The 26283-nt window shown below is 64.0% G+C and carries 23 protein-coding genes and 2 tRNA genes; 13 read left to right on the forward strand and 12 right to left on the reverse strand.

Annotation, left to right across the window (positions count from 1 at the left end):
* Nucleotides 1-175: 175 nt before the first annotated feature.
* From MF606_RS04980 to MF606_RS05005, 6 genes are all read right to left on the reverse strand, one after another.
* The gene (locus MF606_RS04980) at nt 176-634 is read right to left on the reverse strand and encodes a hypothetical protein (protein ID WP_240232579.1); all 459 of its coding nucleotides are present in this window, start codon (nt 632-634) and stop codon (nt 176-178) included.
* The gene (locus MF606_RS04985; RefSeq protein WP_240232581.1) at nt 634-1983 is read right to left on the reverse strand and encodes a hypothetical protein; all 1350 of its coding nucleotides are present in this window, start codon (nt 1981-1983) and stop codon (nt 634-636) included. The genes MF606_RS04980 and MF606_RS04985 overlap by 1 nt, the downstream gene beginning before the upstream one ends.
* 24 nt (nt 1984-2007) lie before the next feature.
* Nucleotides 2008-4224, reverse strand: coding sequence for a VWA domain-containing protein (locus tag MF606_RS04990; protein WP_240232583.1), 2217 nt, complete (start codon nt 4222-4224; stop codon nt 2008-2010).
* Nucleotides 4221-4718, reverse strand: coding sequence for a hypothetical protein (locus tag MF606_RS04995; protein ID WP_240232585.1), 498 nt, complete (start codon nt 4716-4718; stop codon nt 4221-4223). The genes MF606_RS04990 and MF606_RS04995 overlap by 4 nt, the downstream gene beginning before the upstream one ends.
* A 61-nt stretch (nt 4719-4779) precedes the next feature.
* The gene (locus MF606_RS05000; RefSeq protein ID WP_240232586.1) at nt 4780-5775 is read right to left on the reverse strand and encodes a helix-turn-helix transcriptional regulator; all 996 of its coding nucleotides are present in this window, start codon (nt 5773-5775) and stop codon (nt 4780-4782) included.
* Nucleotides 5776-6077: 302 nt separating this feature from the next.
* Nucleotides 6078-6154 (reverse strand) — tRNA-Pro (locus MF606_RS05005).
* A gap of 176 nt (nt 6155-6330) precedes the next feature.
* Between MF606_RS05005 and MF606_RS05010 the strand changes: the two genes are divergently transcribed.
* Nucleotides 6331-6405: transfer RNA gene (locus MF606_RS05010), tRNA-Gln, on the forward strand.
* A gap of 35 nt (nt 6406-6440) precedes the next feature.
* Here the strand turns inward: MF606_RS05010 and MF606_RS05015 are convergent.
* Nucleotides 6441-7859 (reverse strand): ROK family protein, encoded by a 1419-nt coding sequence (locus tag MF606_RS05015; RefSeq protein ID WP_240232588.1) that lies wholly within the window; start codon nt 7857-7859, stop codon nt 6441-6443.
* Between the two features lie 16 nt (nt 7860-7875).
* Nucleotides 7876-8790 (reverse strand): tagatose-bisphosphate aldolase, encoded by a 915-nt coding sequence (locus MF606_RS05020; protein WP_240232589.1) that lies wholly within the window; start codon nt 8788-8790, stop codon nt 7876-7878.
* A gap of 186 nt (nt 8791-8976) precedes the next feature.
* Here MF606_RS05020 and MF606_RS05025 point away from each other — a divergent pair, with 186 nt between their 5' ends.
* The 4 genes from MF606_RS05025 to MF606_RS05040 all read left to right on the forward strand — a co-directional run bounded on the left by MF606_RS05025 (nt 8977) and on the right by MF606_RS05040 (nt 13261).
* Complete coding sequence (locus MF606_RS05025) at nt 8977-9876, forward strand: sugar-binding transcriptional regulator (RefSeq protein ID WP_240232591.1); 900 nt, start codon at nt 8977-8979, stop codon at nt 9874-9876.
* Nucleotides 9877-10365: 489 nt separating this feature from the next.
* Nucleotides 10366-11358: an ABC transporter substrate-binding protein gene (locus MF606_RS05030; protein WP_240232592.1), complete on the forward strand. Its 993-nt coding sequence runs from the start codon at nt 10366-10368 to the stop codon at nt 11356-11358.
* Nucleotides 11359-11460: 102 nt separating this feature from the next.
* On the forward strand, nt 11461-12519 hold the full coding sequence (locus MF606_RS05035) for an ABC transporter permease subunit (RefSeq protein WP_240232594.1): 1059 nt from the start codon (nt 11461-11463) through the stop codon (nt 12517-12519).
* Nucleotides 12512-13261: an ATP-binding cassette domain-containing protein gene (locus MF606_RS05040; RefSeq protein WP_240232596.1), complete on the forward strand. Its 750-nt coding sequence runs from the start codon at nt 12512-12514 to the stop codon at nt 13259-13261. Before MF606_RS05035 ends, MF606_RS05040 begins: the two co-directional genes overlap by 8 nt.
* A gap of 68 nt (nt 13262-13329) precedes the next feature.
* Here the strand turns inward: MF606_RS05040 and MF606_RS05045 are convergent, their stop codons facing one another.
* Nucleotides 13330-14367, reverse strand: a complete 1038-nt coding sequence (locus MF606_RS05045; RefSeq protein ID WP_338084413.1) for a LacI family DNA-binding transcriptional regulator — start codon at nt 14365-14367, stop codon at nt 13330-13332.
* A gap of 120 nt (nt 14368-14487) precedes the next feature.
* Nucleotides 14488-15675, reverse strand: coding sequence for an ROK family transcriptional regulator (locus tag MF606_RS05050; protein ID WP_240232598.1), 1188 nt, complete (start codon nt 15673-15675; stop codon nt 14488-14490).
* Between the two features lie 151 nt (nt 15676-15826).
* On the opposite strand from MF606_RS05050, the gene MF606_RS05055 reads away from it, so the two are divergent.
* From MF606_RS05055 to MF606_RS05090, 8 genes are all read left to right on the forward strand, one after another.
* Complete coding sequence (locus tag MF606_RS05055) at nt 15827-16903, forward strand: Gfo/Idh/MocA family protein (protein ID WP_240232600.1); 1077 nt, start codon at nt 15827-15829, stop codon at nt 16901-16903.
* Nucleotides 16903-17724 (forward strand): sugar phosphate isomerase/epimerase family protein, encoded by an 822-nt coding sequence (locus MF606_RS05060; protein ID WP_240232602.1) that lies wholly within the window; start codon nt 16903-16905, stop codon nt 17722-17724. Before MF606_RS05055 ends, MF606_RS05060 begins: the two co-directional genes overlap by 1 nt.
* On the forward strand, nt 17721-18527 hold the full coding sequence (locus tag MF606_RS05065; protein ID WP_240232603.1) for an alpha/beta fold hydrolase: 807 nt from the start codon (nt 17721-17723) through the stop codon (nt 18525-18527). Before MF606_RS05060 ends, MF606_RS05065 begins: the two co-directional genes overlap by 4 nt.
* Nucleotide 18528: 1 nt before the next feature.
* On the forward strand, nt 18529-19218 hold the full coding sequence (locus MF606_RS05070; RefSeq protein ID WP_240232605.1) for a ribulose-phosphate 3-epimerase: 690 nt from the start codon (nt 18529-18531) through the stop codon (nt 19216-19218).
* A gap of 1 nt (nt 19219) precedes the next feature.
* Nucleotides 19220-20128, forward strand: coding sequence for an ROK family protein (locus tag MF606_RS05075; protein WP_240232606.1), 909 nt, complete (start codon nt 19220-19222; stop codon nt 20126-20128).
* A gap of 98 nt (nt 20129-20226) precedes the next feature.
* Entirely contained in the window at nt 20227-20955 is a 729-nt protein-coding gene (locus MF606_RS05080; protein WP_240232607.1) for an SDR family oxidoreductase, read from the forward strand.
* 3 nt (nt 20956-20958) lie between these two features.
* On the forward strand, nt 20959-22656 hold the full coding sequence (locus tag MF606_RS05085) for a GMC family oxidoreductase (protein WP_240232609.1): 1698 nt from the start codon (nt 20959-20961) through the stop codon (nt 22654-22656).
* Entirely contained in the window at nt 22649-23416 is a 768-nt protein-coding gene (locus tag MF606_RS05090; protein WP_240232615.1) for an SDR family NAD(P)-dependent oxidoreductase, read from the forward strand. The genes MF606_RS05085 and MF606_RS05090 overlap by 8 nt, the downstream gene beginning before the upstream one ends.
* Here MF606_RS05090 and MF606_RS05095 read toward each other — a convergent pair.
* Both MF606_RS05095 and MF606_RS05100 read right to left on the reverse strand, forming a co-directional pair.
* Complete coding sequence (locus tag MF606_RS05095) at nt 23396-24691, reverse strand: D-tagatose-bisphosphate aldolase, class II, non-catalytic subunit (RefSeq protein WP_240232623.1); 1296 nt, start codon at nt 24689-24691, stop codon at nt 23396-23398. The genes MF606_RS05090 and MF606_RS05095 overlap by 21 nt on opposite strands.
* Complete coding sequence (locus MF606_RS05100) at nt 24688-25632, reverse strand: tagatose kinase (protein ID WP_240232625.1); 945 nt, start codon at nt 25630-25632, stop codon at nt 24688-24690. The genes MF606_RS05095 and MF606_RS05100 overlap by 4 nt, the downstream gene beginning before the upstream one ends.
* Nucleotides 25633-26283 lie beyond the last annotated feature (651 nt).

The raw sequence follows: 26283 nt of genomic DNA on the forward strand, positions 1-26283 counted from the left end.
GCGCCGACGACACGCGGACGATTAATTGCTGGTGGCGGCGCTCTGCGGCCACCAGTCTCGGGTCGCCTATCTTCTTGCCAATGCGGTTGGCGACTGAGTCAGACTTTTGCCGATTGGAGTTTCGATGCACAATCCTGTCGGCGACATCAAGGTCGCATGTCCTGATGACGGATCGTCAGCTCTGCTGGCTGTGCTGAGAGGAAATCCTGTCGACCACAGCTGACAGCACGCTGCACGCTACCGCGGCAACCAACCCGGCAAGGCCGACTGAAAGTGGCAGGAAGCCGCGTATCGTGCCCGAGGCGTAAAATCCAAACACTGGGAGCAACGTCAAAAGCGCGGCCAAGCAGCCGGTTGAGAGTGCACGCAGCAGCGGCGCGAGTGGCGTCCGCGCGAGCTTGGCGTCCAGACCGCCGCAGAGCAATGCCGGCAGCGCGCCGACGACCCAGAAGGGAGGCAGCAGGATCAAGAGGGGCAGGCCTGCCGGATCGGCATAGGCCTCACCCATATCGAGGTTCATGGCCAGCGGCAGGGCGAGCAGGAGTAGCATACTGCCCAGCGGCACGCCGAGCAGAAGGAAGATCAGCAGGCGGCGCCCGAGATAGGGCGGCCCCTTCTTGGTCTCAGCCGGCATCAGAAGGTCCCGATTCCCATGCCCGGCGCGCCGATGCCCAGGCAGAATACATTCTGCCGTTTGGCGCGGTAGACGCAGGCATCGCCGCCGGTCACCGCGCTGTTATAGCCGGCGCGAAAGATGCCATCGCCGGCCGGGTCACGCGCGGTGACATTGCCGCCTTCCGAGTTCTCGGACTTGCCGATCGTCACCACTGCGTTGCCTGCCGCATTATAGGCCGCAACCATGCGGTCTCCGCCGATCAGCCCCGAACCGACCGTGCCATCGGTGGCGAAGGCATGGACGATGCCAGAGCCATCCTGGGCGACGGCGAGTGCTGCCGCGTTCTGCGTGCCATTGCCGACATAGGCAATGCCGGTGCCGGGCGCGCCCGGATTTTCACCCATGGCGCCGACAACCATGCCGCTGGCGGCAAAGACCCGCAGCGCAATGCCGCGACCGTCGAACGTGCCGAGGCCCGCTGCTGGCTGATCGCCCTTTTTGACCATGATGCCGACAAGGCCCGGGCCCGAACCCAGCTCCACCGAGCCTTCGGTGGTCGTTGCGGTCATCATGACGCCCTGGCCGGCATCCTGCTTGAGTTCGAACACGGCGCTATCGCCGCTGACAATGCTGATGCGGTTGGTCTCGCCGGCTTCAATCGAGACGCCGCTCGCCTGGTCGCCCAGATAGATCTGGGGATGACTGCCCTGCTTGAGGGCAATATTGGTCGAACCGCCGCCGACGATAGAGAAGGTGGCACCGTTTTCATCGATCAGCACCATCGGGAAACCCGACGAATCCAAGACCTTGAACGGCGCGGTGATCGTTCCCTTGGTGCGTTCGAGTTCGGCGATCCTAGCCTGCAGGCTTCCTGCCTGCTGTTCCATAGCGCCCAGTGCGGCGGCCATTTCGCTCTGCATGGACTGCACCTGCTGGGTCAAGGTGGCGATCTGGGTTGCCTGCTGGTCAACCAGGGCGCGGGCGTGCTGGAGGTCGACGGCGCGCTTGGTATTGTCGGCCTCGAGCGTCGTCACCCGCTCCTTGAGCTTGCCATGTTCAAGGACGACTTCGAGCAGCTTGCTCTCAAGTCCGCCCAGCACGGCCCCGACCACCGCGCCGACCGGATCGGCCGAGGCGGCGATGTCGACCAGAGCCTTGGCTGCATCACCCGAGCCGGGAACGATCGTGTTGGCCAGGCCCTGCGCCGTGGTTGGGGCGTTCTGAACGGCCGTGTTGACTTCATTGCCCAATGTATCGACCGGCTCGATCCCGGTCTGCGGCACGACGGGTGCGGGCTGGGCCAGGGCCGGACCGGCACCATAGGCAAGCGCAACGCCGACAGTCAAAACCATCAATAGCCTGATCATGTTCGATTCTCCCGAGGGCGGTGGCTAATTCCATGTCATGTCGATTTGCTGCGTCTCGCCCGGCGCCAGCTCGAACGGCGCGCTGGCGTAACGCCCGTCGATGCTGGTGGCTTCGAGCAGGTATTGGCCGGCGGGCAGCACGGTGGCGAAGTTTGGCGCGGCTGTTCCGGACAGCATGGGTTCGAGCGGATTGCCGCCGGCGTCGAGCGGGCTGATGGTCAGTGTTGCGATACTGCCATCGGGCAGTTTGGCGCTCAGCCGTCCGGCCTCGAGCGCCGCGTCGAGCGACTGGTCGTCGCCGGCCACAATGGTCACCCGCTGTTCGAGGCGTGCGCCTCCGGACACCAGCGTCACCAGCCAATCGCCCTCGGGCACGACGAGGACGGGGGCCAGGTCCGGGCTGCTGTCGAGCAGGGTCGTAGCGCCATCGGCAGACCGGACCGTCCAGAGAACGTCGCGCCAGTCCGAGAAGGGCTCGCTGCCGCTGGTCAGCCGGCCGCTGAGCCGCAGCCGGCCGGCGGCCTGCGCGATGCGGATGGTCTGCTCGATGCCCGGCTGGACGGTGAAACGCTGCGTCGTTGTAGCAGCGCCAGATTTGAGCATGGCTTCCCATTCGCCGGGGACGAGGGTCACCACCGGACGCGCTTCGGCATGGTCGGTCAATGCCGACCCCACATCCTGCCCGCCAGAAGGCGACACGGTCCACACCACGTCGCGCCAATCGTCGAGCACCGGTCCGCCGGGGCCGAGTGTAGCTTCGAGCGTTACCGTTCCGGCAGCATTGCTGAGGGTCAGCACGGTGGCTGCGCCGTCGGCGACCACGACCTCGCCGGTAACGGTGGCTCCATCCAGCCTGGCGGATACGACGTAGCTGCCGGCCGGCAGCATGAGCGTGGGACGCGCGGTTCCGGCCACCGCGACGGGATCGCCACCGGTGGCGGGCGCAATGGTCCAGTCAAGCCCGGAGCCGCTGGTCACCGGGCCGTCATCCAGCATCAGTTCCAGCGTCAGACGCCCAAGGGCAAGACTGAGCGTGATCTCGGTGGTTTCGCCCTCACCGACCATCACTTCGGCCTCTGCGACGTGGTCCGCGAGGGTCGAGGTGACGCGATAGCGGCCGGGCGCCAGCACGGCATTGGCATCAAGGCCGGTCATTAGTGCCGTTTGTGGCTGAGCATCAAGCGGGGCAATGGTCCAGGCGATCTGGTCGCCCAGTTCCGCCTGGGCCAGGGTCAGGCCATTGCCGGCCGTCAGATGGACCAGCAGGTGACCCGCCGCGATCGGTACCGGCATGGGCGTATCGCTCGGGCCGGTGATCTCCAGTTCGGCGCCGCCGCTGACATTGTTGCCCGCCAAGGCAATGTCATAGCGGCCCGGGGGCAGATCGAGAGCGATGCCAATGCCGCCACCTTCATAGACGGGCTGGTCCGCGCCAGCCGGCTTCACCGTCCACTGTACCGGCGCGGGCATGCGCCCAAGAGCAGTGACCGCCTCGAAGTCGACGGGAACCGGTGTCGGTGGGGCCGGCGTGGCGGGGGCCGGTTCGGGCTCGGCTGGCATGGGTTTGGCGACAACCGGCTGCGGCGGCGGTTCTGTCGGCGGGGGCGGCGGGCTGGCGGCAGCCTCGCCGACCGTGGACAAGGTCTCGCTCAAGGACTGGGCGCTATCGGCAGGCAGGAGCAGGCCGCCACCATTCTCGGCGATGCAGCCCAGTGTATCCAGCTCCGGCCTGGTCAGGCCGAAGCCGATCACGAAGATGCGCAGGTCGACATTGGCTTGGCGCAGGCTGGCAGCGACGGCGCAGGGATCGGCGTCGCAGGTTTCGAGTCCATCGCTGACCAGCACGATGGAACCACCGTCCGGCAGCAACCCGGATGCAGCGACCAGCGCGGCCGAGAGCGGTGTCTTGCCCCGGGCCCGCAGCTGGTCCAGCGCATTGCCGAGCGTCGCCATGTCGAGCGGGCCGACCGGCAGCATGGTCTCGATATCGGCGCAGTCGCCTTTGCGGCGATGGCCATAGGCGACCAGGCCCAGTTCGGCACCGTTGGCCCAATGCGCCGCCTCGTCGTGGATGACTCTGCGGGCGATATCGAGCCGTGGTTCGCCGTCGAGTTCGGCGGCCATTGAACCCGAAGCATCTATGATCAGGACAAGCGGCGGGGTGGCACTGGCCGGCGTGGTTGCGCCCAGTGCCAGCAGCCAGGCTGCCCCCAGCACCGCACGGATAAGAGTAGCGATCATGGCGTCGGCGCCACGACGCCTTCATAGGTGATGGTGACGCTGCCTGCAGGATTGGTCGCGAGGTAGGGAAGACCGTCGTCGATCCCGATCCACACGCGCTGCTCGATCGCCTCGGGGATCAGTCCGCCATCGGGCGGCAGCACATAGGAGAAGACTTTCAATGCGCGGCCATCAATGGTCTCGTCGGGCAAAGCCGCGCAGTCCGTCACCGTAAATGCGTCGAACAGCCCGGCAAACAACTGCGCTCGGCCGCCGGCCTGCAAAGGCAGCTCGGTCGTCTCGCCGCCCATCACCATATAGAGCTTGTCTCCGACGGCGATGGCCTCCAGGCTGGTGCCATCCTGCTCGATCGTTTCGTGAAAGGCCGGGACGGTGCCCATCCTGGCAAAGGCGTCGCCGATGGCGGCGCAATCCTCCGGCGTTGCGCTGGCGGGCGCGGCTGCGCCGAAGATCATGACGACGGCAAAGCAGCCGGATGTTGGGGTAACGTTCACAGCAGGGCCTCCGCGCAGATCGCGCCTAGCATTGCCAGCGTCTTGCCGCAGCGCAATTGCCCTAAAAGGGTGTAGCCGCGTGCGGTCGTAATTCCTGCGGGTGGTCGCGCAGATAGGCGAGCAGGTGGCGCCGTTTCTCCTGGCCCCGGACTCCGTCGAGCGACGACTGGCCCGCCGCGGCCAGCGCCAGGGGGACCCTGCGCTGCGTACGATCATATATCGAGCGCCAGGTTTGCTTGATCGTATTGCCGGACACATCCAGTTCCGAGGCGATTTCGCTATCGGTAAGCCCGTCAACGGCCAGGTCGAGCAGCCGCCGCTCGGCATTGCTATAGAGCACCTGCGGCGCTGAACAGTTGAACAGCATGGAAATGGTGGAGGATGGAAAGATATGCGCCGCCGGGCTTGGCTCAGCGATCAGCACCTTGCGGCCGATGTCGGCGAAGTCATGCGCAATCGTCATGCCGGAAGCCACCAGCACATCGGCGATCGGATAGGGGTCTTCGCGCAGCATGCGACGTAGCCGGTAGCCGCGATGGGCATAGACGAAATGCTCTATGGCGCGTGCCAGCAAGGGGCGCAGGATGGGCGGCTCCTCGGCGCCGTAGCGATGGGTGAAGCCGAGCACAAAGAGGTTGAGCCCGTCGCCGGCATTGCCAAGGGCAATCTGCCTGGTGTTGAGGACGACGTCCGGTTCGCCCGACAGCACCTGACGCATCAGCTGCGCTGCGAAGAACGGGGTCGGCGATGCCAGATAGGCCTGGGCCGCCGCGTCAGACAGGAACACCGAGGCTCCTGTCGCCGAAACCTCCCAGTCGCCGTCGGTTATCGCTTCTTCGACGCAGCCTCCGCGCAACTGCTCATGCTCGATGAGCCTGGCCATTGCAGGGCCGACATCGGAGCCCAATGCAGCCAGTGCCGGATCCCAGCGGGAGAGGCCGGCGGCCAAAACAGCCCCATCGGTCCGGCGAGCAAGTCGAGCCCTCAACAGAACCGGATTGTCGTCCATCGCTACCGCCCAGAAGAAGTCGCCCCAGGCACTGTCGACTGCAAACAACGGGCTGGCAACGCAAATGCGTATTGCCCGGGCAAAGACGTGGAGCGGTGTTGGTTGGTTCGGGGTAAGGTTGCGATATGGTCGAGCGCAGCGTCGCCATCTAACTTTTCGATTTAACGCTCGCGCATCTTTCCCTTTCCGCCAATGCCGGCATCCCTCGTAGGAAGCGCTGAGGTGTGTTCAGCGACCGGAATGGGGCGCAAAACCGTCGTGGCTTTGCCCGCAGGCGGGATAGGTCGCCCGCTTTCGCCGAGACCCTGTCGGTGTAAAAAACCCCGACCTCGCGAGAGGCCGGGGTTGATTGGTCGGAGTAGAGTGATTCGAACACTCGACCCCCTGCTCCCGAAGCAGGTGCGCTACCAGGCTGCGCTATACTCCGGCAGATGCGCGACACGGGATTGGATGGCTGCGCCGCTTTTCAGCAGTTTAGGCCAGTCGCGATGGGGCGGGTTATAGCTGCGCTCGTCATCGCGTTCAAGCGTCAAGAACAGGGTTTTTGAGGCCGGTTCACCCATGTTGCGCACCATAGGCAAACCGTGTAGGAACCGCGCCAGTTGGGGTGTCGCCAAGTGGTAAGGCACCGGTTTTTGGTACCGGCATTCCTAGGTTCGAATCCTAGCACCCCAGCCAGCCTCCCATTCATCCATACCGCTTGAACGCCAGCCTTACGGCATTCCCGGCCAGTGTTCGGAGATCCACTGCGCCATTGCACCAATGTCGGTCGGCTCGGTTGTGTCCACCGCGAAGAGGGGGCCGCGGCCCAGCGGCTCGGCCCGCGCCACCAGTTCCGCCAATTCGGGCAGATAGGCGGCGCCCGGATGACCCGGCAGCCGCTCTCCGAGGCGGCTGGCATAGCGCTCGACGACCACGTCGGCTGGCGCCTGGCACCAGATTTCCAGGGTCTCGTTCACGCCGGCCATGGCAAGGTGGCTCTCCAGCAGCTCAGGCGGCTGGAAGCCGAACCAGGCATCCACGATTACGGTGGTTCCTGCTGGCGCATCCGCCACCAGCGACCAGATCACCTTGTAGCTTGCCTTGCCCAATGTCCGGTTGAACGCCCGGTCCACCCCCTCGATGACCTCGAGAAATGGATTCTTGACCGCGTCGAGTGTCAACAGCGGCCATCCCGTCTGCGCCGACAAGGCGTGCGCCACCTGGCTTTTGCCGCTGGCCGGCACGCCATTGACTAGCACGGCACGCTTGCGCCCGCGCGCCGCAAATCGGTCCATGGCGCAGCGCGCAGCGCCGATCATCCCGGCATCGTCGCCCAGTTGTGCCGAGACGACCGGGCACTGGTACCAGCAATTCTCGGCGGGAAGTCCTGCCAGCGCCGCAGCCGCTCGGGTGCCCATGCCGCCGCCCAGAAGCACCAGATCTGGATCAAGCGTGGCCACTAGCCCATCGATGGCCCGGCGCAATGGTCCTGCCCAGGCAGTCAGCACCGCCGCAGCCTGCATATCGCCCTGATTCCGACGCTCCAGCAAAGTGTCGGCATTGGTACCCGGCGGCAAGCCTGCCTCGCCGACATGGCGGGCAAATGCCGTGCCCGAACTCAGGGTTTCGACGCAGCCATGCCGGCCGCAGGCGCAGAGCAGGCCATCGGGCGCCACCACGACATGCCCGAACTGCCCGGCTGTGCTCCGTCCGCGCAGCAGGTGCCCATGGTCCAGCGCCGCCCCGCCAATCCCGGTGCCGATCGTCAGCATGACAAGGTTCTGCTTGCCCCGTCCGGCGCCAAAGGCCGCCTCGCCGAGCAGCGCCATGCTGCAATCGTTTTCTAGCACCACGAATTGACCGGTCGCCTCGCGAAGCAATTGGGCAATGGGCAGCTTGGAGAGGTCGACATAGCCGCCCGAAAACACAACGCCCGTGCTGCCGTCGACCCGTCCCGGCACGCCGACGCCAATGCCGGCAATACCATCGACCATCAGTTGGCCGATCAGATCGATCGTGGTCGCCAGCACCTGCTCGGGGTCTGCCGAACTCGGCGCCCGCACGCTGGCCAATACCTGTCCGTCATTGCTGACCCGGGCGGCGCGGATATGTGTGCCCCCGATATCGACTCCGATAGCCGTCTGCCCCATGGCGCGCTCCCAACGCTCAGGCGACCCGCGTATGGTGGGCGCTATAGCGGGCAATCACCGCCTGGATTTCGCGCAGACGCGGCACGGCAATCGTCTCCAGCCGTTGCCTGGTTACGGCCCGGTCGAGCGAGATGCAGTCTTTCCACAAGGATCGCCCGGCAATCACTCCCGACGCGCCATTGTGCATGGCGATCTCGACCTGTTGCAAGAACGTAGCGTGGTCCACCCCAGCCGACAGGATCGCCCACGGTACCTCACCACAGAGCCGCGTGACCTCCGCGCAAGATTCCGGCGAACCGGGATAGGGGAGCTTCAGCACCTTGGAGCCGGCGTCGAGGCAAAGCCGCGTACCACCCTGGATCAGCTCGGGAATCTTGGTCGCATAGGTCTCCTTGCTTTCGCCTTCGAGGGCATAGGTCAGAAATTCCACGACCAGCAGCAGGTCCTCGCTGGCAAAATCGGCAATCACCCGCTCCAGTGTCGCCATGTTCCGCGTATTGGCGGCGGGCGTGTCCGAGCGCAGATAGATCATGATCTTGCCGCCGGTGCCGCCCAGCTCGCGCACCCGGCGCGCGGTGATGCCCTCGACCATCTTGGAAATCCGGTATCCCTCAGGCGACACATCCCATCCCGATGCGTCGAGTCCGATCAGCAACGCCGTATCGCGCGACAACACGCCCTCATCCACCACCTGCGGCACCGCGCAAATTGGGTCGACCAGCACGCAAGACGCCTGGCTGGCGAGATAGCGTGTGATATCGGCCTTGGTGTTGCCCAGCACGTCATTGCTGATCTTGGCCTGCTCTTCCGGGTCCGCTGCCAAAAGCGTCCGCATGCCGCCGCGCTGGTCGCAGGCGATCACCATCATCGCGCCATCCTGTCCACAGATCTGGTGATAGCCGCGTCTTTCGGCGGTGGTCATGCGTGCCATGTCGAATATGCTCCTCGTGAAATTGCGACAAAGAGGCTCCGGTCACGCAAAACGGGTGCTTTGCGCGGCAATTGCCTAACAGCGGGGTTTGGGCGATAAGGATTATCGTTGCCAACGATGTAACACATTGCTGAAAGGAATTTCAAGCTGTCTTCGCAGTCCGGGGATGCAGGCGTTTCCCGCTCCATGATGCATGCGGTCGCCAAGCTGCATTACGAGAGCGACATGAGCCAGGTGGACATCGCCAAGCGCATGGGCGTGTCGACGGCCACGATTTCACGCCTCCTACAGCGCGCCCGCGCCGAGGGCATCGTCCGCATCGAAATTCGCGATATCGTCGCCCCCGAAGCCTTACGCGACCGGCTGATCGCCGGCCTCGGCCTCAAGCGCGCTGCCGTTATCGACGCCCCGGTCGCTGGGGTGCTCGAAGCCCTGGCCGCCCCTTTGGGTGATCTACTCAAAGACGCGGGTCTCGGCGCCGGCTCCGTATTGGCCATCGGCTGGGGCAGGGCGGTGAGCGCGGTCATGCAGGCGGGGCTGTCCCCCTTGCCCGGCATCATCACAGTGCCCGCAACGGGCGGCATGCAGCAGCACGCCCCGCATTTTCAGGTCAACGAGTTCGTCCGCCTCGCCGCCGGGCATATGGGAGGCACGCCGCATTTCATCCACGCGCCCTATCTGCCTTCGGCCGAGACTCGGGCCGCTTTCCTTGCCGATCCCGCCATTGCTGACAGCGTCGCCCTGTGGGATCGCATCGATGCCGCCATTGTCGGCGTTGGCTTGCCCCATGCGGTCAATGCGCCCGAGGCCAGCGCCGCCACACCCAGCGAGCAGTCGCTGAGTAATGCCGTGGGCGACGTGATCCGCCATTACTTCGACCGCGACGGCAAACTGATCCAGTGGGAAGGCGAGGGTCGGATGATCGCCGCCTCTCCCGCCCAACTCCGAGCCGCCCCTCTCGTCATCGGCGTGGCCGCCGGCGAAAACAAGGTGGGTGCCATTATCGGGGCTGCCAAAGCTGGCTTCATCAGTGCGCTAGTCACCGATGCGCGCACGGCGGAAGCGATTCTGGACACGCTCGGTTAGGGCCGTCGCTCTTCACATCACAGCCCATTGGGAGAGTGTCTGCCTATGGCGTCACTCCCGCGGGGCCGGAGTTCAGTTCCAGTCTCAGCATGGATGCCGCCTTCGCCGGAATGACTCCGTGAGGGTAGCCACGCTGAGGCACGACCTCACACGCCTCCAAATCTTTCTCCGCGTAAAAATTGATGTTTGCGCGCATAAATCCTGTTGACACAGCGCCACCGTCGTGGAGTTCTAGGCGGGCGGATATCTGGAATAATCAGAACCGCGAGGAGAATACGGACAGGGGTCCGCCGGAGGTTACCGTATCGATCGGCTGCTTGACCGGCGCTGCAATATGCGGGTCTTGACGGTCGCAGTTTGTGAAGTAAGTTGCAGAAGAAAATTTCACTTGACGATTTCGATGCGTCGAGTTGAGATATGTTAACTGGACAAACAAATTAGTTTGACCAGCCGAAAGACTGTCAATGAACAGCTCAAAGGGAGGAAACCATGGAGCGTCGTTCTATTCTCAAGGCGGTGGCTGCCGCCGCATTGGTTACGACAATGGGTGTGGCGGCTGTGCCGTCTTATGCTCAGGATACCAAGCTGACGATCGCACTGATCCCCGGCCTGACCACTGATGGCTTCTACATCACCATGCGCAAAGGCGCTCAGGCTGCTGCCGATGCGCTCGGCGTAGAGCTGGTGTTCCAGGGCGCCCCCGAGTTCAATCCGGTCGTTCAGGTGCCGGTGCTCGACGCCATGATCGCTCGCGCACCAGACGCCATCCTGATCGCGCCGACCGATACCACCCAGCTTATCGAGCCGCTGCGCAAGGCCAACGACGCCGGTATTCCGGTGATCACCGTCGATACTTTCATAGGCACCGGTTCGTATCAGACCGGCGCTGGCGATGCTGACTTCCCGCTGGCCTACATTGCCTCCGACAACGTGCTCGGCGGCCGCATCGCGGCGCGCGCCCTGGCCAATGCTATCGGCGGTGAAGGCAAGGTCTTCGTGTCCAACGTCAATCCGGGCATCTCGACCACCGATCAGCGCGAAGAAGGCTTCAAGCTAGAAATGAGCGAGAACTTCCCGAATGTGGAAGTGCTCGAAACCCAGTTCAACGAAAACGACGCCAACAACGCCGCCAGCCAGTTGCAGGCCGTGTTCGCCCGCAACGCCGATCTCAAGGGCGTCTTCGGCGCCAACCTGTTCTCCGCCCTCGGCTCTGCCAATGGCGTACAGCAGGCTGGCCAGACTGGCGCCATCAAGGTGGTGGCCTTTGATGCCCCGGTATCGATCGTGGACAACATCAATACTGGCCTCGTCGACGTCGCTATTGCCCAGCATCCCGCTGAAATTGGCTATTACGGCGTGGTTTCCGCCTATGCCCACCTGACGGGCCAGTCCATCCCGGTTTCGATCGGCACCGGCTTCACCATCATGGACAAGTCCAACATCGCCGATCCGGAAATCGCCAAGTACCTCTACAACGAGTAACGGCTCCTCCCGGAGTGGCCCCGCCTGATATGGTGGGGCCATCTCTGTTCTTGCACAGCCCGCAGGGCAAAAGCCCGCGTCGACGCCGGATCAGGTGAACCCATGACCGTTTCAGAACCGCAGGCCCAGCCTGCCCATGTGGCGCCGCAGGCGGACCATTCGGAGCGCGCCCTCAGCTGGATACAGCGCGTTGCCAGCATGCGCGCCTGGCTCTTCCTCGCCGCGCTTATTCTCGGCTTCGAAGCCTGGGCCCGCATCGGATTCGGCGGCACCTTCATCCTCAATCCATTCAATATCCAGTCGATCGCCATCTTCGCGGTAGCGCCGCTGCTGCTCGCCACCGGGCAGACCTTCGTCATCATCTCCGGTGGTATCGACCTGTCGCTGGGTTTCATCATGGGCCTGGCGGCGGTGGTCGCTGCCCACGTCATCAACTGGGCGACGCCCAGCATGGGGTTCCCTATTGCAGTGCTGTTCGGTGCCCTGGTCGCCGTGCTTGTTGCCGGACTGCCGGGCGTGGTCAATGGCCTGCTCGTCTCCCGCCTGCGGGTGCCGCCTTTCATCGGTACCCTCGGCATGTTCGGCGTGGCGCGCGGCGTGGCCTTCCTCATGGCCGGCGGCACCACGGTGCCGGTGCGCAATGAATTCTTCGCGGCCATGGGCAATGGCCGTCTCTTCAACGTGCCTTACATCGTCATCATCACCGCGGTCTTCGTCATCGCCATGCACTATGTGCTGAGCCAGACGCGCTTCGGTCAGCACAATTATGCCATCGGTGCCAATGCGCAGGCCGCCCGCCGCGCCGGCATCGACATCAAGTGGCATCTGCTGCGGCTCTATATTCTCTCTGCCATGTGCGCCGGCCTCGCGGGCGTGCTCTATTCCGCCCGCTTCAGCGCCGGTGCCGCGCAGGCCGGCGAGCCGCTGCTGCTCGATTGCGTGGCGGCCGTGGTCATTGGTGGCGCCAGCCTCTTCGGCGGCTCGGGCACGATCTTCGGCACAGTGGCCGGGGCACTGGTGATTGCGGTCATCCAGTACGGTCTGGTCTTCGTCAATGTCGAGCCGTTCTGGCAGTTTATCAGCGTCGGCGTCGTCATCATCATCTCGGTTCTGATCGACCAGGCGCAACGCCGGTTCACCGGAGGACGCATCGATGAATAATCAAGCCGAAGCGCTGCTCGACGTCCGCAATCTGTCCAAGAATTTCGGCGCCGTGCAGGCCCTCAAGGACTTCTCGATGGTCGTCCGTCCCGGCGAAGTCGTGGCCCTGGCCGGTGACAACGGCGCTGGCAAGACGACGCTGATCAAGGCCATATCGGGCGTCTATAAGCCATCCTCAGGCGAAATCCGGCTGCGTGGCGAGCCCGTGAGCTTCTCCACCCCGCAAGAAGCCCGCGAAAAGGGCATCGAGACCATCTACCAGGATCTGGCGCTGGCCGATAACCTCTCCATCGGCGCCAATATCTTCCTCGGTCGCGAGCCGATGCGTCGGGCGTTTGGCTTCCTGCCGGTGCTCGATCGCAAGAAGATGGCTGACGCCGCCAAGTCCACCATGGCTTTGCTCGATTTCCACGTGAATCGGCTGGAGGCTCCGGTGAGCAACTTCTCGGGCGGTCAGCGGCAGGCCGTTGCCATCGGTCGCGCCGTCTATTGGGACGCGCAAATCCTCATCATGGACGAGCCCACCGCCGCCCTCGGCGTCCCCGAGCAACGCAAGGTCATCTCGCTGATCCACCAGCTCAAAGCTCAGGGCAGGGGGGTGATCTTCATCTCCCACAACCTGCAAGACATCTTCGCCGTCTCCGACCGCATCGTCGTCCTGAGGCGCGGCGTCCAAGCCGGCGAACGCAAGATCTCCGAAACAACCCACGATGAAGTGGTCAAGCTGATGGTGGGGGGCTGAACCAGTCCAGCCCGGATGTTCCAGGCTGTTTCCCTTCCCGCAGGGAAGAGAAATGAAGACGCACTCCGTCACGCCGAGGCGCGCAGCACCAATTCAGCGTTGAGCAGGATGTGATGCCCCTTCATCCGCGGGTCCTCGAACACGCGCGAACTATCCAGCTTGGACAGCAGCAGGTTGATGGCCAGCCGGCCCATTTCCGTGGTGTTCTGCGACACTGTCGTCAGAGGCGGCCAGATATATTCACTGAACGGCTGGTTGTCGTGCCCGGCTACGCGAAAGTCGCAATCCGGGCCAATGCCGATCTTGAGCCCGGCCTGGTTTAGCGCAGCCATGACGCCGAAGGCGATACGGTCATTGGCACAGAGGATGATCTTGCTGGGAAAGCCACCGCGCGCCAGGTTCCGGTTGGCCTGCTCGAACGCATGGCTTTCGAATTCCCAGGTTTCGGCCTTGTCGACGTCGATGAAAAGCGGCTCGAGCCCGCGGCGTTCCATGGTGGTTGCATAGGCAACGCGACGCTCATAGCCGTTGGTTGTAACCCAGGGCATGTCAAAATAGGCCGGCCGGTCGCCGAAGCGGGTCAGGTAATCGGTGATGAGGGTCATGCTCTGGGCATTGTTGGTGCCCACGAACGCTTCTTCTTCGTCAAACGGGGCGTCGATGAAGACAATGGGTATGTTGCCTGCCAGGGCTTTGATCTTATCGTGATGGGCGTTCTGCAAGCCGACCGGCGCCATGATGATGCCGGCAACGTTGAGCGCCGTCAGGCTCTCGATGGCTTCGGCTTCGAGCTCCGCTTTGCCGTCGGAGCTGAAGACGAAGGGCAGATAGCCGGCCGCGCTGGCCACCAGCTCGATCTGCCGTCGCAGGCCCATGAAAAACGGATCGAGTGAACTTGGGAAGATCAGGCCGATGATCTTGGAACGGCGGCGATTGAGATTGATGGCGAAAAGGTTGGGTCGGAACCCGGTCTCAGCGAGTCCTGCCTCGATTTTTTCGCGCACCTTGACGCGCACCGAGCCGGCATCTTGGAAATATTTGGAGACCGTAGGCCGCGACAGGCCAATGGCTTTGGCGAACTGCTCCATCGTCCTGATCCGTGCCATACGCGCTCTTCCCCAGCGCGGCGAACACGCCGACGCTATGCTCCTTGCTGCCACATGAATTTACATGCGGCAATTAGAATTTTGACACAGAAGATTTTCATTCTGCTGGGGTCGTGTGGGTCAGGTGCGTAAGTCGAGGTTGGACAGATCAAACTCCTCATGATGAGCCAGGGCGGCTGCACCGATCGCACATTCAAAGGCCCCGATCCTCGACACGGTCAGCAATGGCAGGCTCATCCCCGGCACCATGCGCCGCCTCAGCGGCCCGGTAATCCGCTCAACCACCGCATCGAGTACCGGCAGCATGGCCCCACCGAACACCACCTCATCGGGGTCGAAAATATTGGTGATATCGACCAGCCCTTCGGTCAAATGGCCTGCCAGAGTGGCTACTGCCCGCTCAGCATCGGGGTCACCCTTCGCCAGCCCCGCCGCTACCTGTTCCGGCAGTTGGGGATCGGTCGCCGCCTCATCGACATCCCGATTGGTCGCGTAGCGCTGCAGTGCCTTCAGGTTCACAAAGGTTTCCATGCATCCGCGCTGCCCGCAACTGCACAGCGGCCCGTCAGCCGCTATCCGCAAATGCCCGAACTCCGTGCCCAGCCCATTGCCCCCGCGCAGCAGTTTGTCATCGATGATGACAGCGCCACCGCAGCCAGTTCCGATCTTGAGGTAAACCACCACGCCGTGGTGCTGTCGTGGATCGGAATAAATGTGCCCAAACGCCGCCGCATTGGCGTTGTTCTCGACGTGGCAGGGCAGCTCGATCCGCGCCGCGATCAGCGCACTGAGGTTCACATCCTTCCACCCCAGAATTGGCAGGTTGATCACGTGCCCATCCCGCCGCACCAGCCCTGGCACGGTTACTCCAAGCGCCCTGATATTGTCGCGATAAGGGGGGCGCTGCCGTAACCCGGCGAGCTTGTCGGCTACCATCCCCACCACAGCTTCCGGCACCAGTCCTCGGTCGAACGGCATCTCGTCTGTCTCGGCCACACCTGCCGCCAGATCGAGCAGGGCAAAGCGCAGCACGCCCACCCCGATCTCCACGCCCAGAAAATAGGCTCCATTCGGCTCCAGCGCGATATCGATCCCCGGTCGCCCCACATCGCGCCGCTCAGCATTGCTTTCGCGCGCCTTCTCGCTGACCATGCCGCGCGCCAAAAGGTCGTCGATCATCCCGGTAATCGAGGCCCGCGTCAGCGACAGCCGCCGCGCCAGTTCCGCCCGCGGCACGGGCCCGCTGACCCGCAAAATCCCCAGCAGCCGCCGCTCATTAATGTGCCGCACCAGCGACTGATTGGCCATGTTTCCAGCTTCCGTGCCCGGCGAAAAATCACGTCAAGGTCTAGCCGCCGCATGTTGACAGCACAACTCCGCAGCCATTATGTTTCCTAAGTTAACAAATTATCGAGCCGCCCGGCAATGGCGTCTTCGACCAGCGGCGGGAGCACGTCGAATGCCCAAAAAGCAGGAGCGGTTGTTACGCGTGGGCGTATTGGGCTGCGGAGCCATCGCACAGGCGGCGCATTTCGAAAGCTGCACCAAGGCCGCCAATGCCGACCTCTACGCCATCTGCGACGTCGCCGACGATCTGCGCCACCGCATGGCGGCAACCCACGCCCCGCAAAAAGACTTCGCCGACTACGACGCCATGCTGGCCGATCCAGACCTAGAAGCCGTCATCATCGCCACCTCCGACGCCTTCCACGTCCCCGCCGCCATCAAGGCGCTCGAAGCCGGCAAGCACGTACTCTGCGAAAAGCCGCTGGCGACCAGCGTCGAGGAAGCTGAGAGCCTGCGAACCGCCGTCGCCACCAGTGGCAAGTTGGTTCAGGTCGGCCATATGAAGCGGTTCGATCCCGGCCTCGAAGCCGCGAAATCCTTCATCACCGATCGCATGGGCGAGATGGTGGCTCTCAAGGCCTGGTATTGCGACAGCACTCATCGCTACCCCATGACCGACGCCGTCCAACCTCTGATCGTCGCCAGCACCGCCGCCCGCAAGCCGCCCGAAAATCCCAAGGCCGATCTCGACCGCTATTACATGCTCGCCCATGGCAGTCATCTGGTCGACACGGCCCGCTATTTCGCCGGCGATATCGTCGCCGTCGATGCCCGCCTCTCCAACCGCGCCGGCATGCGCTGCTGGTTCGTCGATGTCGAATTCGCCAATGGTGTCCTTGGCCACCTCGATCTCACCGTCGCCGTCCGCATGGATTGGCACGAGGGCTTCCAGATCTATGGCCAGAACGGCTCCATCCTCGGCAAGACCTATAACCCCTGGTACTACAAGAGCAGCGAGGTCGACATCTTCGACGAAGCCACCGGCGCCAGTTCGCGCGTCCTTGGTGCTGACGGCCATTTCTATCGCCGGCAGCTCGAAGGCTTCGCCGCCGCCATCCTCGATGGCGCGCCGATGACCGGCGCCGATGTGGAAGACGGCATCGCCTCCGTCCGCGCCATGGTCGCCATTGCCCACTCGGCCCGAACCGGAAAACCCGTCCGCCTCGCCGACGTATCGGGCGCCCTCTGATGCGGCTCGGTATCTTCGCCAAGACCTTCCCCGGTAGCGATCCGGCCACCGTTCTCGCCCAGGCACAGGCTGCCGGCTTCGATGCGGTGCAATACAACATGGCCTGCTCCGGCCTGCCATCGCTGCCCGACACCATCAGCCCTGCCCAGGCGGCGGCTGTGCGCGACGCCGCGGCCCAGACGGGCCTCGCTATCGCCGCCGTTTCCGGCACCTACAACATGATCCACCCCGATCCGGCCGTTCGCGCCACCGGCCTCGTCCATCTCGAAGTGCTGGCCGCCGCAGCAGCCACCATGGGCAGCCGCCTCATCACCCTCTGCACCGGCACGCGCGATCCCGACGATCAATGGCGCGGCCACCCCGACAATACCTCGCCCGATGCCTGGAGCGACCTACTGGCCGAAATGGGCAAGGCCGTCGCTATCGCCGAGCGCTACGACATACGCCTGGGCATCGAGCCCGAACTCTCCAATGTCGTCGATTCCGCCGTCCGCGCCCGCCAATTGCTCGATACGATCGCCAGCCCCAGGCTCGCCATCGTGCTGGACCCGGCCAATCTCTTTGAGCATTCCAGCCTCGCCGAACAGCGCGATACCATCTCTCGCGCCATCGACCTCCTCGCCGACCGCATCGTCATGGTCCACGCCAAGGACCGCACCGTCGATGGCGCCTTCACCGCCGCCGGCACCGGCGTCCTCGACTATCGCCACTATATCGGCCGCCTGCGCGCCATCGGTTTTGCCGGCGACGTCGTCACCCACGGCCTCACGGCTGCCGAGGCGCCCGCCGTCGCCCGCTTCCTGCGCCAAGCCCTGCAATGAGCCTGCAGCGCCACACCATGCAGCGCGATGGCCTGGATCTGGCTTGGTACGACACCGGCGGTCCGGGTGTGCCTGTTGTCTTCCAGCACGGCCTTTGCGGTGATGCCCGCCAGACTGCCGAAGCCTGTCCCTTGGGCCACCGCCTCATCACCCTCGAATGCCGCGGCCATGGCGCGTCCCAGCCGGGCAATCCCGATCAGTTCAGCATCAAGACCTTCGCCGACGACATTGCCGCCCTGATCGAACAGCTCACCCTCGGTCCTCTGATCGTCGGCGGCATTTCCATGGGCGCGGCCATCGCCACGCGGCTGGCTGTCACTCGCCCCGAACTGGTTCGCGCCCTTGCTCTGGTCCGCCCGGCCTGGGTCACCGAGGCCGCCCCGCCCAATCTGCAGCCCAATGCAGAAGTAGGCGCACTGCTCTCCCGTCTGCCGCCTGATGCGGCACGCGAGGCCTTTGCGGCCAGTTCGACCCACGCACGTCTGGCAGCCGACGCGCCTGATAATCTCGTGTCGCTCCTCAGCTTCTTCCAGCGCGAGCCCATCGCTATCACCGCCGCTTTGCTGCAAGCCATTGCCGCAGACGGCCCCGGCGTCACCGAAGCCGATCTCGCTCGCCTGAATATCCCGGCCCTGGTCATCGGCACCGGTCAGGATGCCATCCACCCATGGACGATGGCCGAGCAACTGGCTGCGCTCATCCCCGGCGCAAATCTGCGTCAGGCCACGCCCAAAGCTATCGACAAATCCCGCTATCTCGCGGACCTTCATTCGGCGCTCGGCGCCTTCTTCGAGGATATCTGAAATGCCCAGCACCACCTGGCTCGCCGATCTGCCGCGCCATCGCCTGCTTGCCGAATATTCCATGTGGTCGGCCGATCTCATTCGCCTCGCCGATGATCTCGCTCGTATCGAACCACATGCCGATATCCTCCACATCGACGTGGCCGACGGGCATTTCGCCCCGGCTTTGCTGTTCTTCCCCGATCTCGTGATGCGCATCCGCAGTGCCACCGAGAAGCCCATCCACGTCCACCTGATGGCCGCCGATGCCATTCTGCTCGACCAGATCGCCCAATTTGCCGATGCCGGCGCTGACCTCATCAGCATCCATGTGGAAAACGCCAAGGTAGCCGACGACGCCCTGGCCATGCTCGACGAGCGCGACGTCGCCGCCGGCATGGTCGCCCGCATCGAAACGCCAGTTGCCGAGTTGGCGCCCTATCTCGACCGCCTCGATTTCGTCACCCTGCTGGGCACCGCCATTGGCGTCAAAGGGCAGGGGCTCGATCCCACTGCTGGCGACCGCCTGCGCGAGGCCAGGCGGCTGATCGCTGCAAGCGGCCGCTCGATCGTGCTGGCCGCCGATGGTGGCATTCGCGACACCACAGTGCCCATCCTGCGCGCCGCCGGTGCTGAGACTGTCGTCATGGGCTCACTGGCCTTCGGCGCCCCCGACCTGCCGGCCCGCATGGCCTGGCTGCACGCGCTTTGAAATGAACCAGACCCGCGCCATCGGCATCGATATCGGCGGCAGCCGTCTGCGTGCGGCGCTGGTCGATACATCAGGCACCATCCTCGATCGCCGCGAAACCGCGACGCTGGCCCAGGCGGGTCCGGAGGCGGTGATCGCTCAGGTGGTCGATCTGGTCGCGCAAATCGCGCCCGCCGCCGAACGCTCGTCTCTATCGGGCGCGGGCGTAGCATGTCCCGGTCCGCTCGACACCACACGCGGCCTGGCGCTGGGCATTCCCACATTGGCCGGCTGGTCGAACCTGCCTATTGCCAGCATGCTCGAAGCTGCCATCGGCCTGCCAGTCCGGTTGGAAAATGACGGTATTGCCGCCGCCATCGGTGAATGGAAGTTCGGCGCCGGCCGCGGCATGCAGCACCTCGCTTACATCACCGTCAGCACCGGCATTGGCGGCGGCGTCGTGCTCGATGGCAAGCCGCTGCACGGACGCATGGGCATGACCGGCCATGTCGGCCACATGACCGTGCAGCGCGACGGTGCCCTCTGCTCCTGCGGCAATCGCGGCTGCTGGGAAGCCTATGCCTCCGGCACCGCCTTCGCCCGGCGTATCGGCCAAAGCAGCGGTGCTATGGCCTCCGGCACGCCCAAATCGGTCTTCGCCGCCGCGTCCGACGGCGATGGCGACGCGCTGGCACTCGTTGCCGAAGAAGCGGATTGGCTGGGCATCGGCATCGCCAACCTGCTGCATCTCTACAGTCCCGAATGCGTGATTATCGGCGGCGGCATTTCCAACGGGTTCGCTCTGCTCGAGCCGGGCATTCGGGCCCGCATCCTCGCCAACGCCATGCCAGCCTTCCGCAATGTGCCGGTCGTCGTTGCCGGCCTCGGCGAAAACGCCGGCCTTGTTGGCGCGGCCGCCATCCTGCTCTAATTTTACGCGAGCAAACTTATTTATTGACGAACCGAAGCTTCATGGCCTAGCGTCCACTGACCCAGAAGCACATGAACGTGCCGGGCAGGAGGACATTCATGAGCGAAAATCTTGCTGGCAAAGTCGTGCTGGTCACCGGCGCCAGCTCGGGTATCGGCCGCGCCCTGGCGCTGACTCTGGCCGATGCAGGCGCCAAACTCGCCCTCGTTGGCCGCTCACAGGCGCGCCTGCAAGAGGTCGCGGACCAGGTCGGTAGCGACGCCCTGGTCATTCCCGCCGACCTGTCCAACCCGGCAGCGGTGGACGATGCGGCCGCCACGACACTGGCCCATTTCGGTCGTGTCGACATCCTCCTCGCCAACGCCGGCCTCTATATTCCCGGCGACGTCGTCGATGGCGATGCCGGCGCCTGGGACGCCATGCTGCAGGTCAACGTCAACAGCGTCTTCCGCCTCGTCCGCGCCCTGCTGCCGCAGATGGTCGAACGGCAGTCGGGCCACATCGTCGTCACCAGCTCGATTTCCGGCCATCAAGCCATCCAATGGGAGCCAATCTATTCGGCCTCCAAACACGCTATTCAGTCCTTCGTCCACGGTCTGCGCCGGCAGGTGGCGCCGCACAATGTCCGCGTCGGGGAGGTGTCTCCGGGCATCGTGCTCAACGAACTCTGGGGTTATGACGATCCTGCTGCCATCGCCAGCAAGGTCGCCGCCCGCGAAGGCCTGCGCTCCGAAGATGTGGCCGACGCCGTGCTTTACATGCTGACCCGCCCGGCCCACGTCACCATTCGCGATCTCGTTATCCTGCCGCAGAACCAGGATATCTGACCCATGGACCGCTACGACTACGTCATTGTCGGCGGTGGCGCCGCCGGCTGCGTTCTCGCCAACCGGCTCTCCGAAGATCCCGACATCCAGGTCGCCCTGGTCGAAGCTGGTCCGGATCGCAATGCTCGCAAGGCCATCGTCCGCATTCCGCTTGCCATGGTCACTTTCATGGCTCCGGCGCTGGCCTTTCTTGGTGGGCCCAAATTCATGTCGTGGTTCGAGACCGAGCCCGAACCCGGCCTGCAGGGCCGGCAGATCGCGCTGCCCCGCGGTCGGGGCATGGGCGGCAGCACCAATGTCAACGGCCAGATCTATATCCGTGGCCAACGCGAGGATTTCGACCACTGGCGCGACCTCGGCAATACCGGCTGGGGATATGATGATCTGCTGCCCTATTTCCGCAAGCTCGAACGCTTCGAAGCGCTGGTCGATCCCACGACAGGCAAAATGGATTTCGCCGGCAGGCCGCTGGCTGACCAGATCGATCCCCAGTTTCACGGCATCGATGGTCCGCTCAACATTGCACCTCTGCGAAGCGTCAATCCCCTGGCCCGCCTCTACCTCGAAGCTGCCCGATTGGCCGGCCTGAAACTCAACCCTGATTTCAATGGCGCCACCCAGGCCGGCGCCGGTCTCTATACCTTCACCCAGCGCAACGGTCAGCGCGTCACCGCCGAAGGCGCCTATCTCGATCCGGTGCGTCATAGGCCCAATCTGCATGTCCTGAGCGATCGCAAGGTCACCAGAATCCTGATGGACGGCAAACGCGCCACCGGCATTGCCTGGACCAGCGCGACAGGGCAGGGCACCATCGCCGCCGGCGAAGTCATCCTCTCGGCCGGCTCCTTCGTCTCGCCGCATCTGCTCATGCTTTCGGGCATCGGCGACGCGGCGCAATTGCGACGCCACGGCATCGAAATGGTCCAGCACCTGCCCGGTGTCGGCGAGAACCTGCAGGACCATCTCGACGTCACGCTGGAATACCGCGCCAAATCGACGGCGCCCTACGGCATTTCCTGGCGCGCTTTGCCGCGCAATGTCCTCCACGTCCTCGATTGGCTATTCCGCCGTCGCGGCCTCTTCGCTTCCACCACTGGCGAAGGCGGCGCCTTCGTCTCCACCGTCCCCGGCCAAAGTCGTCCCGACATCCAGCTGTTCTTCTGCACCGCCATTGGCAATACCCAAAATGCTGGCGGTTTCACCGGCCACGGCTTTCTCATGCATGTCTGCCAGCTTCGCCCCGGCAGCGTCGGGCGCCTGCAACTGAAAAGTGCTGATCCCGCCGAAAAGCCGTCCATACTCTACAACTTCTTTCGCGGCGACAGCACCATGGACGCCCTACGCGCCGGCGTCCGCATCGCCCGCAACATTATTGCGCAGTCGCCGTTCCGGCCGCATCTCGATCGCGAAGTCGATCCGGGCCCCGACGAGCAAAGTGATGGCGCGCTCGATGCCTTCATCCGCCGCACTGTCGGCACGCTCTTCCACCCGGTCGGCACCTGCGCCATGGGCACCGGTCCCGACGCGGTCGTCGACCCCGCCACACTTCGGGTGCATGGTGTAGAGGGCCTGCGAGTCATCGACGCCTCGATTATGCCCACCATTGTCTCGGCCAATACCGTGGCCGCCACTTACTGCATCGCTGAAAAGGGCGCTGACCTGATCCGCGCCGGAACTACCAAGGGAGCATCACATGGCTGACTTCGCTGGCAAGGTCGCATTGGTCACCGGCACCACCGGCATCGGTCGCGCCATCGCCCTCAAGCTCGCCGCTGAGGGCGCAAAAGTCATGGCTCTGGGGATCGACATCGCGGGTAATGCCGCCCTGACCGCCGATGGCTATATCGCCGTGCGCCTCACCGACGTATCGGTCCCTGATGACGTCGAAGCGGCCATCGCCGACACCGTCGCCCGCTTCGGCGGCCTCGACGTTATTATCAATTCCGCTGCCGTTCATCCGTATGGTGACTGTGTGACCACCGACCCCGCCACCTTTGCCCATTGCCTCGCCGTCAACGTGGGTTCGATCCATCTCACCGCCCATTTCGGCGTGCCCCATCTACGCCAGCGCGGCGGCGGCAGCATCGTCAATATCTCAAGCGTTCAAGGCCATGCCTGCCAGCAAAACGTGGCGGCCTACGTGGCATCCAAAGGCGCCATCCATGCGATGACCCGCGCCATGGCCCTCGATTTCGCTGGCGACCACATCCGCGTCAATTCCATCAGCCCCGGCTCGATCCGCACGCCGATCCTCGCTCGGGCCGCCAGGCTCAACGACCCCGACGCCGATATAGACGCCGCTTTCGCCCGCTACGGGGCAGCCCATCCCCTGGGCCGCATTGGCGAGCCCGAGGAAGTGGCCGAACTGGCCGCCTTCCTCGCGTCCCATCGCGCCGCTTTCATCACCGGGGCAGATCACCGCATCGATGGTGGCCTGACATCAGGAATTGCCGTGCGCTAAGGTCCTGGCAGATCGGGCGTACAAGTCGATTTGCTGCCGGATCGCCAGCAGCAGCAGTGACCGCGCATCGGTCGCGTGACCATCGATTGCTACGGCGCTGTGCAGGTTGCCGAGGAACTGGCTGATCAGCGGCATTGGAATGGTGCTGCTCCCCAAGGCTGCCATCAGACGGTTGACGGCAGAAACGGCATCCGGATGCGGCCAATAATATCTGATGCGGTCCGAATAACTGAAATGGCGCTGCACCCGCAGAGCAGCATCACCGCCGTGGTAATATTTCTGCCAATGCTGCGGTTCGCGCAGCATCAGCTCCTCCATGGCCAGAGCCACCGTCTGTCGCGGGGATAGCACGCCCAGCGCGACTGCAACCTGATCGAGCCCATAAATTGCTTCGCGTAGGGCGAAAGTGAGGGCCGGGCCGACCTTGAGGATGGAAAAGCCATCTGCAACCAGGGCCGAGAGCGCGGTTTCGGGCTGGTAGTCGGTTGAATGGGCCTCGAAGACGAACTGTGGTGCCTGCTGCAAGACGTCGCTCAGGGCTCGCGCCTTGGCGGGTTCATAGACCACCACATCCTCATTGCCGAATTCGACGCCCGGCTGCACCACAACGCCGACCACGCGGGAGAATGGATCACTAAGCCCGCGTGCTGCGAACGCCCTGCGGTGCACTTCGATCGTATCCAAGGCAGCGGCGGGCTTGGTGACCTGCAGGTGATCGAGAGCTTCCAGCGCACCACCGGGAACGGGCACTTCGGTGCCGATGATATAGACCGGCTTTTCACCGCCGGCGGGCAAGGCACTTTCGGCGGCTTGCGCCAGAAACGCCGCCCGTTCGGCCGTCACGTCATCCGGCAAGGCGACAGGCTCCGCCGCGCAGCCCATGCTGGTATCGAGATGCAGCTTGGTGAAGCCGGCCGCAGCAAAAGCTGCGATCATCACCCGCGATTTTTCCATCGCCTCGTCGGCTGGCAAATGCTTCCAGGGATTGGGACCGAGATGGTCGCCGCCCAGGATCAGCTTGCCGGTATCGAAACCGACCTTCGCCGCGATTGCCTCCACGAATTGGCGAAAGTCGAGCGGGGTCATCCCGGTATAGCCACCATCCTGGTTGACCTGATTGCAGGTCGCCTCGATGAGCACAGCATGCCGGTTCTCGCGACCGGCGAGCAGCGCGCTCTCGACTACCAGAGGATGCGCCGAACAGATTGAGACGATGCCGACACGCTCGCCTGCACGGTGTTGCCGGGGCAGGTCCAATAGCATGGCGGTGCTCATGCTTGCACCTGGCGGGCAAGAAATGCATCGAGTTCGGCGCGAGTTGAGGTCCCCTCCATCGGTCCCTTGCGGCCTACCGCCAAAGCCCCGGCGCCGTTGGCGCGGCGCAGGTTTGTCTCTGCGTCCAGTCCGGCCAGCCACCCCGCAAGGAATGTTGCGCCAAAGGCATCCCCGGCCCCGGTCGGGTCGATCTCTTCGACCGAGAAGGCTGGTACCGAGAGGTCTTTCGTGCCGTCAACATAGCGTGCACCGGCCGCGCCCTGCTTGAGCACGACAGCACGAACCCCCCGGGCCAGAATGTCCCTGGCGGCGGTTTCTTCGGTGATTGCGTCGGAGAAAAGCAGCACCTCTGCCCCGCTCGGCATGAACAGGTCCGTTTGCGCCAGCACCTTATGCAGCGCCGCGCGTAACCCAGTAAACTCCAGCATTTCCTTGCGAATATTGGGGTCGAACGACACTGTGCCGCCGCGCGCCTTGACTTCGCCGAGTGCGAACAGCACGGCCTCGATAATACCCGCTGACACGAGTGACGATCCCATGACATGCAGATGCCCCGCCGAAGCGATGACCGCTCTCGCCTCAGAGGTCAGACCGATCTGTCCATTGGCGCTGTGCTTGATGTTGAACACGAAGTCGCGCTGTCCATCCCCACGGTAGCGTACGAACGCGCTGCCGGTCACCGCATCCTCATGGACCCGGATCGCCGAGACATCGACGCCGTCCTGCTTGAGCCGCTCGATATTGAGCCAGCCGAAATCGTCATTGCCTACACAACTGATCATGGCGCAGGGCTGACCTTGTTTGGCCATCTGGTCGATAAAAATGGCCGGGGCGCCCGAAGGGTAGGGCCCAACCAACGCGATGGCTTCGCGAAAGCCGTTGCCCGGCGCGACGGCCATGATCTCGACGACGATCTCGCCAATGGTCACAACTTTGATCAAAGCGGTTGCTGCCTTTCGGAAAAGAGGATGACAGGGTTCGCGTACCGGTCGCTCCGGCAACGCCCTGTTCGCCGGGGTGAAGGACTTTATCGTCGACCGAGAGCATGCGTTGGTGCATCAAAACCGCCCCGCCCAGCGCGCGTGCCAGGTCGGCCCGGCTCATGCCGCCGCCGCGGGACAGCACGTTGAGAGCCCGCAATGCATTGAGGTATCGGATGGATTGAGGGGTTGCCATGACTTGCCGCCGGTCTCGGACGTGAAACTACATTACTAGCCGGACTTCTCTTCCTGCACAGGACCCGTCCATCGGGACTGAACAGCTAATTGCAAAGTGCAGGGGCAGCCAGGTCGCCCCTGCACTGCCGCGAGGGAGAGTATTACGTGCTCTCGCGCAGATCGAGCAGGGCTTCCACGTTATCGGCGGTGCGAGGTCCTGCTGTTCATGCTCACCCGCCCGGCCAACGCCACCGTACCCGCCCTGATGCTCCTGCCGCAGAACCCCAGGACATTTTGAGCCACCGTCAGCCTTGTGACCTGGTAGACGATCGCGGAACCAACGCGCAGTCCATCACCGTCACACCCGTCACCGTTTCGCCGCCAAGCGGGGCTAACCCAAGCACAGATTGACGTCGACATTCTGCAGGCGAGATC

It is taken from the genome of Devosia lacusdianchii (assembly GCF_022429625.1).
In the GTDB taxonomy this organism is placed as follows: domain Bacteria; phylum Pseudomonadota; class Alphaproteobacteria; order Rhizobiales; family Devosiaceae; genus Devosia; species Devosia lacusdianchii.